Annotated in this window: 11 protein-coding genes; 2 read left to right on the forward strand and 9 right to left on the reverse strand. The window is 63.0% G+C overall.

The window, feature by feature from the left end:
* Window positions 1-39 precede the first annotated feature (39 nt).
* From EXN22_RS18355 to miaE, 4 genes are all read right to left on the reverse strand, one after another.
* Window positions 40-1,572, reverse strand: coding sequence for a DHA2 family efflux MFS transporter permease subunit (locus tag EXN22_RS18355; protein ID WP_130265405.1), 1,533 nt, complete (start codon window positions 1,570-1,572; stop codon window positions 40-42).
* Window positions 1,569-2,765 (reverse strand): HlyD family secretion protein, encoded by a 1,197-nt coding sequence (locus tag EXN22_RS18360; RefSeq protein ID WP_130265406.1) that lies wholly within the window; start codon window positions 2,763-2,765, stop codon window positions 1,569-1,571. The genes EXN22_RS18355 and EXN22_RS18360 overlap by 4 nt, the downstream gene beginning before the upstream one ends.
* A gap of 54 nt (window positions 2,766-2,819) precedes the next feature.
* Complete coding sequence (locus tag EXN22_RS18365) at window positions 2,820-3,293, reverse strand: MarR family winged helix-turn-helix transcriptional regulator (protein WP_130265407.1); 474 nt, start codon at window positions 3,291-3,293, stop codon at window positions 2,820-2,822.
* Window positions 3,294-3,457: 164 nt separating this feature from the next.
* The gene (miaE, locus tag EXN22_RS18370; protein ID WP_130265408.1) at window positions 3,458-4,063 is read right to left on the reverse strand and encodes a tRNA-(ms[2]io[6]A)-hydroxylase; all 606 of its coding nucleotides are present in this window, start codon (window positions 4,061-4,063) and stop codon (window positions 3,458-3,460) included.
* Between the two features lie 158 nt (window positions 4,064-4,221).
* Here miaE and EXN22_RS18375 point away from each other — a divergent pair, with 158 nt between their 5' ends.
* Window positions 4,222-5,085, forward strand: coding sequence for a universal stress protein (locus EXN22_RS18375; RefSeq protein ID WP_130265409.1), 864 nt, complete (start codon window positions 4,222-4,224; stop codon window positions 5,083-5,085).
* Between the two features lie 73 nt (window positions 5,086-5,158).
* Here the strand turns inward: EXN22_RS18375 and EXN22_RS18380 are convergent, their stop codons facing one another.
* Window positions 5,159-5,626: a DUF1289 domain-containing protein gene (locus EXN22_RS18380; RefSeq protein WP_130265410.1), complete on the reverse strand. Its 468-nt coding sequence runs from the start codon at window positions 5,624-5,626 to the stop codon at window positions 5,159-5,161.
* Between the two features lie 406 nt (window positions 5,627-6,032).
* Here EXN22_RS18380 and acnB point away from each other — a divergent pair, with 406 nt between their 5' ends.
* Window positions 6,033-8,642, forward strand: coding sequence for a bifunctional aconitate hydratase 2/2-methylisocitrate dehydratase (acnB, locus tag EXN22_RS18385; protein WP_130266861.1), 2,610 nt, complete (start codon window positions 6,033-6,035; stop codon window positions 8,640-8,642).
* 98 nt (window positions 8,643-8,740) lie between these two features.
* On the opposite strand, the gene prpD is transcribed toward acnB, so the two are convergent.
* From prpD to prpC, 4 genes are all read right to left on the reverse strand, one after another.
* Window positions 8,741-10,225, reverse strand: coding sequence for a 2-methylcitrate dehydratase (gene prpD / locus EXN22_RS18390; protein WP_130265411.1), 1,485 nt, complete (start codon window positions 10,223-10,225; stop codon window positions 8,741-8,743).
* A gap of 51 nt (window positions 10,226-10,276) precedes the next feature.
* Window positions 10,277-11,467, reverse strand: coding sequence for a 2-methylaconitate cis-trans isomerase PrpF (gene prpF / locus EXN22_RS18395; protein ID WP_130265412.1), 1,191 nt, complete (start codon window positions 11,465-11,467; stop codon window positions 10,277-10,279).
* 112 nt (window positions 11,468-11,579) lie between these two features.
* The gene (gene acnD, locus EXN22_RS18400; RefSeq protein ID WP_130265413.1) at window positions 11,580-14,171 is read right to left on the reverse strand and encodes a Fe/S-dependent 2-methylisocitrate dehydratase AcnD; all 2,592 of its coding nucleotides are present in this window, start codon (window positions 14,169-14,171) and stop codon (window positions 11,580-11,582) included.
* Window positions 14,172-14,293: 122 nt separating this feature from the next.
* Entirely contained in the window at window positions 14,294-15,421 is a 1,128-nt protein-coding gene (prpC, locus tag EXN22_RS18405; RefSeq protein WP_130265414.1) for a bifunctional 2-methylcitrate synthase/citrate synthase, read from the reverse strand.
* Window positions 15,422-15,475 lie beyond the last annotated feature (54 nt).

Below are 15,475 nucleotides of genomic sequence, written 5' to 3' on the forward strand. Positions count from 1 at the left end.
GCCCGCTCCCATCGTGGGAGCGGGCTTGCCCCGCGATTGTCAGTGCCCCGCCGACGCCGGCCCGGCCTTGGCCGCAAACGGCGGCTTGGCCAGCCATACCAGCAGTATCAAGCCTGCGAAAATCCAGCCCATCAGGGTGAAGTAATCCACCGTCGACATCATGTACGCCTGGCTGCCGAGCATCCGCTCCAGCTGTGCATATGACTGCCCGCTCGCCCCGCCCAACTGGTTCAGCGCCTCGCGGGTGGCCGGCTCGAAGGTGCTGATGCTTTCACTCAGGTAGGCATGATGCTGGTCGGCCCGGCGAATCCAGATCCAGGTGGTCAACGAGGCGGCAAAGCTACCGCCCAGGGTCCGCAGGAAGGTCGCCAGCCCCGAGCCGTCGGCGATCTGATGAGGCGGCAGGTCAGACAGCAGGATGCTCAAGGTCGGCATGAAGAACAGCGCCACGCCGATGCCCATGAACAACTGCACCAGGGCGATGTGCTGGAAGTCCACTTCGTTGGTGAAGCCTGCGCGCATGAAGCAACTGGTGCCGATCGCCAGGAACGCAAGCCCAGCCAGCAGGCGTAGGTCGAACTTGTGCGCGTACTTGCCGACAAACGGCGACATCAGCACCGGCAACAGGCCGATCGGCGCCACCGCCAGGCCCGCCCAGGTGGCGGTGTAGCCCATTTGCGTCTGCAGCCACTGCGGCAGGATCAGGTTAATGCCGAAGAACCCGGCATAACCGCCGACCAGCACGATGGTGCCGATGCGAAAGTTGCGGTGCGCGAACAAGCGCAGGTTGACCACCGGGTGCTTGTCAGTCAGTTCCCAAATGATGAACACCGCCAGGAACACCACCGAGATCAGGCTGCCAATGACGATGAAGCTGGATTCGAACCAGTCCAGGTCATTGCCCTTGTCCAGCACGATCTGCAACGCCCCGACGCCGACAACCAGGCTCAGCAGGCCGATGTAGTCCATGGGCTGGCGGCTGGTGCTGACCGGGCGGCTGCGCATCTGCTGGCGCACCACGGCCGCGGCGAACAGGCCGATCGGCACGTTGATGAAGAAAATCCACGGCCAGCTGTAGCTGTCGGTGATCCAGCCGCCGAGGATCGGCCCGGCAATCGGCGCCACCACCGTGACCATCGCCAGCAGCGCCAGCGCCATGCCGCGTTTGGCCGGCGGATAGACCGCAATCAGCAGGGTCTGGGTCATCGGGTACAGCGGCCCGGCAACGATGCCCTGGAGCACGCGAAAGCCGACCAGCTCAGGCATCGACTGGGCAATCCCACAGAGGAACGAGGCCAGCACGAACAGCAGCGTGGCCCAGATGAACAGCTTGACCTCACCGAAGCGCCGGCTCAGCCAGCCGGTCAGCGGCAAGGCAATGGCGTTGCTCACCGCAAACGAGGTGATGACCCAGGTGCCCTGCTCCGAGCTTACGCCCAGGTTGCCGGAAATGGTCGGCAACGCCACGTTGGCGATGGTGGTGTCGAGCACCTGCATGAAGGTCGCCAGCGACAGGCCAATGGTGGTCAGCAACAGGCTTGGCGGTGTGAAGGAAGCCTGGGTGCCGCTCATCGCTGCGCCGTCTTGCTGGAGCCTGCGCTGTTGTCATGGATCAGTTTGGTGATCAGGGTATCGGCCTCGACCAGCTGACGGTCGTACACCTGGGTGGCAAACGACGCCTTTTGCGGCGGTTGCTGGGCCAGGACCGGGCCGCTCTGGTCGTGCAGATCGACGTCGACCTGGGTCGACAGGCCGACACGCAACGGGTGCTTGGCCAGTTGCTCGGCATTGATATGAATACGCACCGGTACCCGCTGGACGATCTTGATCCAGTTGCCGGTGGCGTTCTGCGCCGGCAGCAAGGCAAAGGCGCTGCCGGTACCGGCACCGAGGCTGTCGATGGTGCCGCTGTATTTGACGTCGCTGCCATACAGGTCGGCGACGATGTCCACCGGCTGTCCAATGCGCATGTTGCGCAGCTGGGTTTCCTTGAAGTTGGCATCAATCCACAGCTGGTCCAGGGGGATGACTGCCATGGTCGCAATGCCCGGCTGCAGGCGCTGGCCCAGTTGTACCGTGCGTTTGGCCACGTAACCGGTGACCGGTGCAACCAGGGTGGTGCGGGCGTTGTTCAGGTAGGCCTGACGCAGTTCGGCGGCAGCGGCCATCACTTCGGGGTGCGACGACACCACGGTGTCATCCACCAGCGCGGTGGTGGTGTTGAGCTGCTGCCGGGCATCACTCAAGGCACTCTGGGCCGACGACAGGTCGTCGCGGGCATGGGACAGTTCTTCCTGGGAGATGGCGCCGCCAGCCGCCAGGGTCCGGCGACGATTGAAGTTGTCCTGGGCCTTTTGCAGCTCGGCCTGGCGCGCAGCCACCTGGGCTTTCTTGCCATCGACGTTGCTGTACAGCCCGCGCACCTGGCGCACGGCACGGGCCAGCTTGGCTTGCGCAGCTTGCAGGCCAACCTCGGCATCGCTTGGGTCGAACGCGATGAGCACTTGCCCTTCATGGACCAGGTCGCCATCGTCCGCGCCAATGCTGACCACGGTGCCGGTCACCTGCGGGGTGATTTCCACCACGTTGCCGTTGACATAGGCATCGTCGGTCTCCTCGCTCCAGCGCCCATAGAGTTCATGCCAGGCCCAGACCGCAGCGCCGCCGACAACAATCAGCAGCACCAACGCCAGCAACCAGGTTTTGCGCTTGCGCGCGTTGTCGAGGTCCTGGGTGGTGTCATCCGCAGAAGAAATAGTGGCCATTTCAGATACCTTGGCTTAGTGAATGCGTGAAGTCGAAAACAGGGAGCCTGGTGCTCATTTGGCCCCCACACGCATGGCTGTCAGGGTGTCGCCGGCAGCCAGCAGCACCTTGGTCAGAATGGCTTCGAGGGTGGCCAGCTCGCCGGGTTCGAGCACCCCAACCAGCTCGTTCATCGCCGCAGCACCGATCTGCGGCAACTGGTCGGCGAGCTTCTGGCCCTCTTCGCTGAGCTCCAGACGAATCTGCCGGCGGTCGTCAGGGCAGCGGCGGCGGATGATCAGGTCTTTTTGCTCGAGGCGGTCGAGCATGCGCGTCATCGAACCGCTGTCCACCGACAGATAACGGCACAGCTCGGCCGGGGTGTCGACGCCGTACTGGGCGACGATGATCAGCACCTTGAACTGCGCGGCGGTGACGCCGTAGGGCTGCATATGGCTATCGAGGATGCGGTCCTTGACCAGCGCGGCGCGGCCCAGAAGCATGCCGAGGGTGCAGTTCTGGAAGTTTTCCGGGGTGTAGTGCTGCATGGACGTAGATACCTGCTTAGGCAGTAAGTTACACAATGTTACTGCTTAGGCAGCTAACGTCAAGACATTAATTAGCTTGCTTATTATTTGGATGATAGAAGGCCATCGCTGGGCAAGCCCGCTCCCACAGGTTTTGTGGGAGCGGGCTTGCCCCGCGATGAGGCTTAGGCAGGCACGCCACTATGAAAGCGAAACTCTTCATCCGGGCTGCTGATCAGTTCGGCCTCGACCGCCCTAACCTTCTCCACCACCCGCTCGATATCCGCCGCCTCACCGTACTGGTGGGCAAGCTTCAGGTAACCCTGGTAGTGCCGCGCCTCGCTGTTGAGCAAGCCGTGATAGAACTTGCCCAGCTCCTCGTCCAGGTGCGGTACCAGCGCGGCAAAACGCTCGCAGCTGCGCGCTTCGATGAACGCCCCCACCACCAGGGTGTCCACCAGCTTCACCGGTTCATGGGTGCGCACCACCCGGCGCAGGCCCGAGGCATAGCGCCCGGCCGACAACGGCCGCAGGCCAATCTTGCGGCGTTTCATCAGGCGCAGCACCTGCTCGTGGTGTACCAGCTCTTCACGGGCCAGACGCGACATCATGTTGATCAGGTCAAGGTGGGTGTTGTACTTGGCCATCAGGCTCAGCGCGGTGCTGGCGGCCTTGAACTCGCAGTTCTTGTGATCGATCAGCAGGGTTTCCTGGTCGGCAAGCGCCGCCTGGACCCAGGCGTCAGGGGTACGGCAGCCAAGGAAGGCTTCGATTTCGGGAATAAGGGACATAGGCTCACAAACAGGCAGGGCAAACGGCAAGAGCGGCGATTATACCGGCGGCAGCGGCGATCACCAGTCAACTATGCTTGATACATATCAACGCCCATTGCAGTTGGCGCCGACTATAGTCAGGCATTGGCCGCCATTCATGAAGGGAGTTCACGCTCATGCAAGCAGTACGTAGCATCCTGGTGGTACTTGATCCCGAGCATGCCCACAGCCGCGCGCTGACCCGGGCCAAACTGATCGCCGGCGTCACCGGCGCGCGCCTGCACCTGTTGATGTGCGACAAGAAACAGGACCACAGCGCCCTGCTCAGCCTGCTGGCCAGCCAACTGCATGACGACGGCTATGACAACGTGACCCAGGAGCAGGCCTGGCACGACACCCTGCACGAGTCGATCATCGGTGTGCAGCAAGCCGAAGGCTGCGACCTGGTGATCAAGGAGCACCGCCCGGACAATCCGCTGAAAAAAGCCCTGCTCACCCCCAGCGACTGGAAGCTGCTGCGCCAGTGCCCGTGCGCGGTGCTGATGGTCAAGACCGAACGCCCTTGGACTGGCGGGGTGATCCTCGCAGCAGTGGACGTCGGCAACCATGACGAGGCGCATCGCCTGCTGCACAAAAGCATCATCGACCACGGCTACGAGATCGCCAATCTGGCCAAGGGCAACCTGCATGTAATCAGCGCCCATCCATCACCGATGCTGTCGGCGGCGGACCCGGTCTACCAATTGAAAGAAACCATCGAGCAACGCTATCGCGAGGAATGCGCAGCGTTCCAGGCCGAGTTCGATATCAAGGACGACCGCCTGCATGTGGCCGAAGGGCCGGCGGATGTGCTGATTCCCTACACCGCCAGCAAATACGATGCAGTGGTGACGGTGATCGGTACCGTGGCGCGCACCGGGATTTCCGGGGCGTTGATCGGTAATACTGCCGAGGTGGTGCTTGATTCGCTGGAATGCGATGTGCTGGTGCTCAAGACCGAGGAAGTGAAGGTGCACCTTACCGAACTGGCGCAGGGCTGAGGGTCTCATCGCGGGGCAAGCCCGCTCCTACGGCACCTGTAGGAGCAGGCTTGCCCCGCGATGCATTCACTGCCTAACCCAAGGCATCCCTGAGAAACCCCGGCGCGATGTAACGCTGATAGTGGGCTTCGGACAGCAGGAAGAATTCCCGATCAATGGCATCGCGCAACTCGGGCAGTTCCCAGTCGCGAAACTCCGGCAGCAGCACCATGCCGTAGGCCTCCAGCTCACGGATCACCCGCGCCCCGCGGGCAATCAATTGATAGGCCCAGCAGTATTCGGACTGGTGCACCACGAAGCGGATCTTGCGCATTTCCAGTTGCTGGCGCAGGCGCGTGGCATCAAAGACTTCAAGTTTGGCCACCATGACCTGCACCAGCAACTGCTCCAGGCGCAGCCACACCGCACGCTTCTCATCTTCGTTGTAGCCGTTCCAGTTGATCACTTCATGATGAAAACGCTTGCAGCCGCGGCACACCAGATCCCCGTAAACCGTGGAGCAGAGGCCGACACAGGGCGTTTTAATTGACTGATTGGACATGAAAAGTAAGGCAGCTTCGCGGTGGAACAGGCTGTCATGTTAGCCCTTTGTCTAACGGGGGTCACCCGCTAAAGTCATCCAGCGCGCCTTACCTTTATCGACTTTTTGCCGTAGAATCATCCGGCCTTTTCAAGGCAGCAATGTCCGTTAGAAGCTGTTTTCAAAGCGTCACGAGCACAGTTGATCCGGTAGAACGGCGTTGGCCCGGGATATTCGCTTCGCGCATGTCCCGCGCCAGCCCTCATCAGCCTCCGTTCTACAGGCGTAAAACTTTGAAAGCAGCTTCTGTAAGGATTTCCTGCAACCCTGGCTACGCGGCCCAAGAAGCCGTATTGCGCACGGCTGCCGGAATTTCTGGATGAGCGTCCCGGACACCCATTTGGGACCACTGATGAGGGTAATAACTGTGCTTGAAGCCTACCGCAAACACATCGAAGAGCGTGCCGCCCAGGGTATCGTGCCCCAGCCGCTTAACGCCGAACAAACCGCAGGCCTGGTCGAGCTGCTGAAGAATCCTCCGGCTGGCGAAGAAGCCTTCCTCGTTGATCTGATCACCAACCGCATTCCACCAGGCGTGGACGAAGCTGCCTACGTCAAGGCCGGTTTCCTGTCCGCCGTCGCCAAGGGCGAAGCCAGCTCCCCGCTGCTCGACAAGAAGCGCGCCGTAGAGCTGCTGGGCACCATGCAGGGCGGCTACAACATCGCCACCATGGTCGAGCTGCTGGACGACGCCGAACTGGCTGCCGTCGCTGCCGAACAACTCAAGCACACCCTGCTGATGTTCGATGCGTTCCACGACGTCGCAGAAAAAGCCAAGGCGGGCAACGCCCACGCCAAGGCCGTGCTGGACTCCTGGGCCGCCGGTGAATGGTTCACCGCCCGTCCGGCCATCGCCGACAAGTACACCCTGACCGTGTTCAAGGTGCCTGGCGAAACCAACACCGACGACCTGTCCCCTGCCCCGGATGCCTGGTCGCGCCCAGACATCCCGCTGCACGCGCTGGCCATGCTGAAAATGGCCCGTGACGGCATCGAGCCTCAGCAGCCAGGTTCGATCGGCCCGCTGGCCCAGATCGAAGCGGTCAAGGCCAAGGGCTTCCCTGTCGCCTATGTCGGTGACGTGGTCGGTACCGGTTCTTCGCGTAAGTCCGCCACCAACTCGGTGCTGTGGTTCTTCGGCGACGACATCCCTTACGTACCGAACAAGCGTGCCGGCGGCTTCTGCTTCGGCACCAAGATCGCCCCGATCTTCTACAACACCATGGAAGACGCCGGCGCCCTGCCGATCGAATTCGACTGCACGAACCTTGCCATGGGCGACGTCATCGACGTTTACCCGTTCAAAGGTGAAGTGCGCCGTCATGGCAGCGACGACCTGGTCACCAGCTTCCAGCTCAAGACCGAAGTGCTGCTCGACGAAGTCCGCGCCGGCGGCCGTATCCCGCTGATCGTCGGCCGTGGCCTGACCGAAAAAGCCCGCGCCGAGCTGGGCCTGGGCCCAACCGACCTGTTCAAGCTGCCAGAAGCCCCGGTCGACACCGGCAAGGGCTACACCCTGGCGCAGAAGATGGTCGGCAAGGCCTGCGGCCTGGCCGAAGGCAAAGGCGTGCGCCCGGGCACCTACTGCGAACCCAAGATGACCACCGTCGGCTCCCAGGACACCACTGGCCCGATGACCCGCGACGAGCTCAAAGACCTCGCCTGCCTGGGCTTCTCCGCCGACCTGGTGATGCAGTCGTTCTGCCACACCGCGGCCTATCCGAAGCCGATCGACGTCAACACCCACCACACCCTGCCGGATTTCATCCGCACCCGTGGCGGCGTGTCCCTGCGTCCAGGCGACGGTATCATCCACAGCTGGCTGAACCGCATGCTGCTGCCAGACACCGTCGGTACCGGTGGTGACTCGCACACCCGTTTCCCGATCGGCATCTCGTTCCCGGCCGGTTCCGGCCTGGTCGCCTTCGCCGCTGCCACCGGCGTCATGCCGCTGGACATGCCGGAGTCGATCCTGGTGCGCTTCAAGGGCAAACTGCAGCCAGGCATCACCCTGCGTGACCTGGTTCATGCCATCCCTTACTACGCCATCCAGAAAGGCCTGCTGACCGTCGAGAAGAAGGGCAAGATCAACGCCTTCTCCGGCCGCATCCTGGAAATCGAAGGCCTGGACGAGCTGACCGTCGAACAAGCGTTCGAACTGTCCGACGCCTCGGCCGAGCGCTCCGCTGCCGGTTGCTCGATCAAGCTGCCAGAGAAGGCCATCGCCGAGTACCTGCAGTCGAACATCACCCTGCTGCGCTGGATGATCAGCGAAGGCTACGGCGATGCCCGTACCATGGAGCGCCGTGCGCAAGCCATGGAAGCCTGGCTGGCCAACCCGAAACTGCTGGCGGCCGACGCCGATGCCGAATACGCCGAAATCATCGAAATCGACCTGGCCGACGTCAAGGAGCCTGTGCTCTGCGCGCCGAACGACCCGGACGACGCACGCCTGCTGTCGAGCGTTCAGGGCGAGAAGATCGACGAAGTGTTCATCGGCTCGTGCATGACCAACATCGGCCACTTCCGCGCTGCCGGCAAGCTGCTGGACAAGGTCAAGGGTGGCATCCCTACCCGTCTGTGGCTGGCACCGCCAACCAAGATGGACGCCCACCAGCTGACCGAAGAAGGCTACTACGGCATCTACGGCAAGGCCGGTGCGCGCATGGAAATGCCAGGCTGCTCGCTGTGCATGGGTAACCAGGCACGTGTGCAGACCGGTTCGACCGTGGTCTCCACGTCGACCCGTAACTTCCCGAACCGCCTGGGCGACGCCACCAACGTCTACCTGGCTTCTGCCGAGCTGGCTGCCGTTGCCTCGATCCTGGGCAAGCTGCCAACCGTCGAAGAGTACATGGAGTACGCGAAGAACATCGACAGCATGGCTGCCGACGTTTACCGCTACCTGAGCTTCGACCAGATCGCCGAGTTCCGTGAAGCTGCTGCGAACGCCAAGATCCCGGTTGTTCAAGCCTAAGCTGACTTAGCGTTACAAAAAGCCCCGCCAATTGGCGGGGCTTTTTTATGGGGCCTGCTTTGCGGGCCATCGCGGGGCAAGCCCGCTCCCACAAGCCCTCAGATCACCAACAGATCAACAAACCGATGCACCGCCGTCGCCTCAAGCGCCGCCTGATCCTTGCACAGTGCAAAGATCTGCGCCGAACGCTGGCCGGTAAAGCGCGTCGCCAGGTTGGCCTTGAACTTCTCTTCCAGCAACGGAATGCCCTCGGCCCGGCGCCGGCGATGACCGATCGGGTACTCCACCACCACCCGCTCCGTACTCGAACCATCGTTGAAGAACACCTGCACGGCATTGGCGATCGAGCGCTTGTCGGCCTCCAGGTATTCCCGGGAAAAACGCGGCTCCTCGACGATCTCCATCTTCTCGCGCAGACGGTCGATGATCGGATGCGCAGCATGAAAATCATCTTCGTACTGTTCGGCAACCAGATTGCCGAAAATCAGCGGCACGGCGGTCATGTACTGAATGCAGTGATCGCGGTCGGCGGCGTTGGCCAGGGTGCCGACCTTGGAGATGATGCGGATCGCCGATTCATGGGTGGTAATGACGATGCGCTCGATTTCATCCAGGCGGTTACGCACCTGCGGGTGCAGGGTTACCGCCGCTTCGCAGGCGGTCTGGGCATGGAATTCGGCCGGGAAACTGATCTTGAACAGCACGTTCTCCATCACATAGCTGGCGTATTTCTGCGTCAGGCTGAAGGCTCGCTTGTCCTCGGGCTTGAGCGCCAGATCCTTGTTGGTGTGGCTGAACAGCACATCATAAAACCCCCACTGCGGTGCACTCAGCACACCGGGAATGCCCATCTCGCCGCGCAAGGCGATATCGGCCAGGCGCACGCCACGGCTGGAAGCATCGCCCGCCGCCCAAGACTTGCGCGAACCGGCATTGGGCGCATGACGGTAGGTGCGCAAGGCCTGGCCATCGACAAAGGCGTGGGAGAGCGCCGCCAGCAGCTGTTCGCGAGTGGCGCCCATGAGCTTGGCGCACACCGCTGTCGAGGCGACCTTGACCAGGAGCACATGATCGAGGCCAACGCGGTTGAAGGAGTTTTCCAGAGCAATCACGCCCTGGATCTCGTGGGCCATGATCATTGCCTCAAGCACCGTACGCATGCTCAACGGCGCCTCGCCATTGGCCACACGCTTTTGCGACAGGTGGTCGGCCACCGCCAGAATGCCACCAAGGTTGTCGGAAGGATGCCCCCACTCGGCAGCCAGCCAGGTGTCGTTGTAATCGAGCCAACGAACGATGCAACCGATGTCCCAGGCCGCCTTGACCGGGTCCAGGCGGTAGCTGGTACCCGGCACCCGCGCGCCGAACGGCACCACGGTGCCTTCCACCAGCGGCCCCAGGTGCTTGGTGCATTCCGGAAAACGCAACGCCAGCAGGCCACAGCCCAGGGTATCCATCAGGCAGTTGCGCGCGGTGTCCAGCGCCTCCACCGACTCGACCTTGTAGTTCAGGACATAGTCAGCAATGTCCTGCAGCACCCGGTCGTAGTCGGGGCGGTTGTTCAGATCAACGTTGGCACTCATTTCACATCTCTCTGTTGACGTAGGTAACAGGGAGCCAAGCGCCGCTACTGGTCAGAAGGCATCAGCGGGTACCCGCACCCAGCCCTCCATCAGCACGCGAGCGCTACGGCTCATGATTGCTTTGGTAACCGTCCACTCGCCGTTCACCTGCCGGGCCTGGGCGCCAACGCGCAGGGTGCCCGAGGGATGGCCAAAACGTACGGCGGCGCGCTCGCCACCGCCGGCAGCGAGGTTGACCAGGGTGCCGGGCACGGCCGCGGCTGTACCGATGGCCACCGCGGCGGTCCCCATCATGGCGTGGTGCAACTTGCCCATGGACAGCGCCCTTACCACTAGATCAACGTCGGCGGCGGCCACGGCTTTACCACTGGATGACTGATAGGCCGCAGGCGGCGCGACAAAGGCGACTTTCGGTGTGTGCTGGCGCTTGGCGGCTTGATCGATATGCTCGATCAGACCCATGCGCACCGCACCATAGGCACGGATGGTCTCGAACCGGGCCAGGGCCTGCGGATCGCCGTTGATCGCGTCCTGCAGCTCGGTGCCGGTGTAACCGATGTCCTGGGCCTGGATGAAAATGGTCGGGATACCGGCATTGATCAGGGTGGCCTTGAGGGTGCCGACGCCGGGCACCACCAGGTCGTCGACCAGGTTGCCGGTGGGGAACATCGAGCCGCCCTCGCCGTCTTCGTCGGCGGCCGGGTCCATGAATTCGAGCTGCACTTCGGCGGCCGGGAAGGTCACGCCGTCCAGCTCGAAGTCACCGGTCTCCTGGACTTCGCCGTTGGTGATCGGCACATGGGCGACGATGGTCTTGCCGATATTGGCCTGCCAGATGCGCACCACGGCCACGCCGTCATGAGGGACGCGGCTGCTGTCGACCAGGCCGGCGCTGATGGCGAACGAGCCGACCGCCGCCGACAGGTTGCCGCAGTTGCCGCTCCAGTCGACAAAAGCGGTATCGATCGAGACCTGGCCGAACAGGTAATCGACATCGTGCTCGGGCTTGATGCTGCGCGAGAGGATCACGGTTTTGCTGGTGCTGGACGTCGCGCCGCCCATGCCGTCTATCTGCTTGCCATAGGGGTCGGGGCTGCCGATGACCCGCAGCAGCAGGGCGTCACGGGCCGGGCCTGGGACCTGTGCACGCTCGGGCAGGTCCTGGAGGCGAAAGAATACGCCCTTGCTGGTGCCGCCACGGATGTAGGTGGCGGGGATTTTGATTTGCGGTATATGGGCCATGGAATCTTGTCCTGTAATTGTCATCGCCACCTGTGGGAGCGGGCTTGCCCCGCGATGCGATGTGACTGAACGATCGCTATCGCGGGGCAAGCCCGCTCCTACAGGGCGTTCGTCAAACCGCTACCGCCGATTCGAGGAAGTCCTGGGCAAAGCGCTGCAGCACCCCGCCCGCTTCGTAGATCGACACTTCTTCGGCGGTATCCAGGCGGCACGTTACCGGCACTTCGATACGCTCGCCGTTGTGACGAGTGATGACCAGGGTCAGGGTCGCGCGCGGCGTGCGCTGGCCAACAACGTCGTAGGTCTCGGTACCTTCGATGCCCAGGGTCTTGCGGTTGACGCCCGGCTTGAACTCCAGCGGCAACACGCCCATGCCCACCAGGTTGGTGCGGTGGATACGCTCGAAGCCTTCGGCAACAATGGCTTCGACACCGGCCAGGCGCACGCCCTTGGCCGCCCAGTCACGGGACGAGCCCTGGCCGTAGTCGGCACCGGCAACGATGATCAGCGGCTGCTTGCGCTCCATGTAGGTTTCGATCGCTTCCCACATGCGCGTGACCTTGCCTTCGGGCTCGATGCGCGCCAGCGAGCCCTGCTTGACCTTGCCGTCTTGCTGGACCATTTCGTTGAACAGTTTCGGGTTGGCAAAGGTCGCGCGCTGGGCAGTCAGATGGTCACCGCGATGGGTGGCGTAGGAGTTGAAGTCTTCCTCCGGCAAGCCCATTTTCGCCAGGTACTCCCCTGCAGCGCTGTCGAGCATGATGGCGTTGGACGGCGACAGGTGGTCGGTGGTGATGTTGTCCGGCAACACCGCCAGCGGACGCATGCCCTTGAGCGTGCGCTCGCCGGCCAGGGCGCCTTCCCAGTACGGCGGGCGGCGAATGTAGGTGCTCATCGGGCGCCAGTCGTACAGCGGGGTGACCTTGGGCCCGGTGTCTTCCTGCACGGCGAACATCGGAATGTAGACCTGGCGGAACTGCTCGGGCTTGACCGCCGCCTTGACCACCGCGTCGATCTCTTCGTCGCTTGGCCAGATGTCCTTGAGGCGGATTTGCTGGCCGTCGACCACGCCCAGCACGTCTTTTTCGATGTCAAAGCGAATGGTGCCGGCAATCGCATAGGCCACCACCAACGGCGGCGAAGCCAGGAACGCCTGCTTGGCGTACGGGTGGATACGCCCATCGAAGTTGCGGTTGCCCGAGAGCACGGCGGTGGCGTAAAGGTCGCGCTCGATGATTTCCTGCTGGATCACCGGGTCCAGCGCACCGGACATGCCGTTGCAGGTGGTGCAGGCAAAGGCGACGATGCCAAAACCGAGTTGCTCAAGCTCGTCGTCCAGGCCCGCTTCTTTGAGGTACAAAGCGACGGTCTTGGAACCTGGCGCCAACGACGATTTCACCCACGGCTTGCGCACCAGGCCAAGCTTGTTGGCATTGCGCGCCAGCAGGCCTGCGGCAATCACGTTGCGCGGGTTGCTGGTGTTGGTGCAGCTGGTAATAGCGGCGATGATCACCGCACCATCGGGCATCTGCCCCGGCACTTCGTCCCACTGGCCGGCAATGCCCTTGCTCGCCAGATCGCTGGTGGCGACCCGGGCGTGCGGGTTGGACGGCCCGGCCATGTTGCGCACCACGCAGGACAGGTCAAAGCGCAGCACCCGCTCGTACTCGGCATGGGCCAGGCTGTCGGACCACAGGCCTGCGACCTTGGCGTAGGTCTCCACCAGCTTGACCTGCTGGTCCTCACGGCCGGTGAGCTTGAGGTAGTCGATGGTCTGCTGGTCGATGGAGAACATCGCCGCAGTGGCGCCGTATTCCGGGGCCATGTTGGAGATGGTCGCGCGGTCGCCCAGAGTCAGGGCGCGGGCGCCTTCACCGTAGAACTCAAGGTAGGCGCCGACCACTTTTTGCTGGCGCAGGAATTCAGTCAGGGCCAGCACCACGTCGGTGGCGGTGATGCCCGCCTGCGGCTTGCCCGAGAGCTCGACGCCGACGATCTCCGGCAGGCGCATCCACGAGGCGCGGCCGAGCATGACGTTCTCGGCTTCAAGGCCGCCAACGCCGATGGCGATCACGCCCAGGGCGTCAACGTGCGGGGTGTGGCTGTCGGTGCCGACGCAGGTGTCCGGGTAGGCCACACCGCGCTCGGCATGGATCACCGGCGACATCTTCTCCAGGTTGATCTGGTGCATGATGCCGTTGCCCGGCTGGATCACGTCGACGTTCTTGAACGCCTTCTTGGTCCAGTTGATGAAGTGGAAACGGTCTTCGTTGCGACGGTCTTCGATGGCGCGGTTCTTGTCGAACGCCTGCGGGTCGAAACCACCGCATTCCACTGCCAGGGAGTGGTCGACGATCAGTTGCACCGGCACCACCGGGTTGACCTGGGCCGGATCGCCGCCCTTGTCGGCAATGGCATCGCGCAGCCCGGCCAGGTCCACCAGCGCGGTCTGGCCGAGAATATCGTGGCACACCACGCGGGCCGGGAACCAGGGGAAGTCGAGGTCGCGCTTGCGCTCGATCAGCTGGCCCAGCGAGGCATTGAGGCTGGCCGGATCGCAGCGGCGCACCAGGTTTTCCGCCAGTACGCGGGAGGTATAGGGAAGCTGGTCATAGGCGCCGGGCTTGATCGCATCGACCGCCGCGCGGGCGTCGAAATAATCCAGGTCGGTGCCCGGCAGGTTCTTGCGAAATTCACTATTCATGGCACAGGGACTCAATCACGGTAAGGGCAGTGGCAATCCCCCGGTGGGAGCGGGCTTGCCCTGCGATTGCGATCTATCAGCTACATCGCATCGCGGGGCAAGCCCGCTCCCACAGGGTGGTCTCAGCGTTGTTCGATTGGCACGAACTTGCGCTGTTCGACGCCGGTGTACTCGGCGCTCGGACGGATGATGCGGTTGTTGGCACGCTGCTCGAACACATGCGCCGCCCAGCCGGTCAGGCGCGAGCAGACGAAGATAGGGGTGAACAGCTTGGTCGGGATGCCCATGAAGTGGTAAGCCGAGGCGTGGTAGAAGTCGGCGTTGGGGAACAGCTTCTTCTGCTCCCACATGGTCTTGTCGATGGCTTCGGAGACCGGGTACAGCACGCTGTCGCCCGCTTCGTCGGCCAGTTGCTTCGCCCAGCCCTTGATCACCTCGTTGCGCGGGTCAGACTCTTTGTAGATGGCATGGCCAAAGCCCATGATCTTGTCCTTGCGCGCCAGCATCTGCAGCAGCTCGGTGACCGCTTCCTGCGGGCTCTGGAAGCGCTCGATCAGCTCCATCGCCGCTTCGTTGGCGCCACCGTGCAGAGGGCCGCGCAGCGAGCCGATGGCAGCAGTGACGCAGGAGTACAGGTCGGACAGGGTCGAGGCGCAGACCCGGGCGGTGAAGGTCGAGGCGTTGAATTCGTGCTCGGCATAGAGGATCAGCGAGACGTTCATCACCTTGACGTGCAGCGCGCTCGGCTTCTTGCCATGCAGCAAGTGCAGGAAATGGCCGCCGATGGTGTCTTCATCGCTGGTGCAGTCGATGCGCACGCCGTGGTGACTAAAGCGGTACCAATAGCACATCACTGCCGGAAACAGCGCCAGCAGGCGGTCGGTCTTGTCGTGCTGCAGCTCGAACGTCAGCTCCGGTTCCAGGGTACCGAGCACCGAGCAACCGGTACGCATCACGTCCATCGGGTGGGCATCGCGCGGGATGCGCTCAAGCACTTCCTTGAGGGCCTGGGGCAGGTCGCGCAGGCCCTTGAGCTTGCGCTTGTAGTCGGCAAGCTCGGCAGCGCTCGGCAGTTCGCCGTACAGCAGCAGGTAGGCCACTTCCTCGAACTCGGCACCGGCCGCCAGGTCGCGCACATCGTAGCCACGGTAGGTCAGCCCGGCACCGGCCTGGCCCACGGTCGACAGTGCGGTTTGCCCGGCCACTTGACCACGCAGGCCGGCACCACTGAGTACTTTTGCTTCGGCCATTGTCTTTCTCCTTTCTTGAATTTGTTATGGAATCTCAGGCTGATCGCGGGGCAA

It is taken from the genome of Pseudomonas tructae (assembly GCF_004214895.1).
Lineage (GTDB): Bacteria > Pseudomonadota > Gammaproteobacteria > Pseudomonadales > Pseudomonadaceae > Aquipseudomonas > Aquipseudomonas tructae.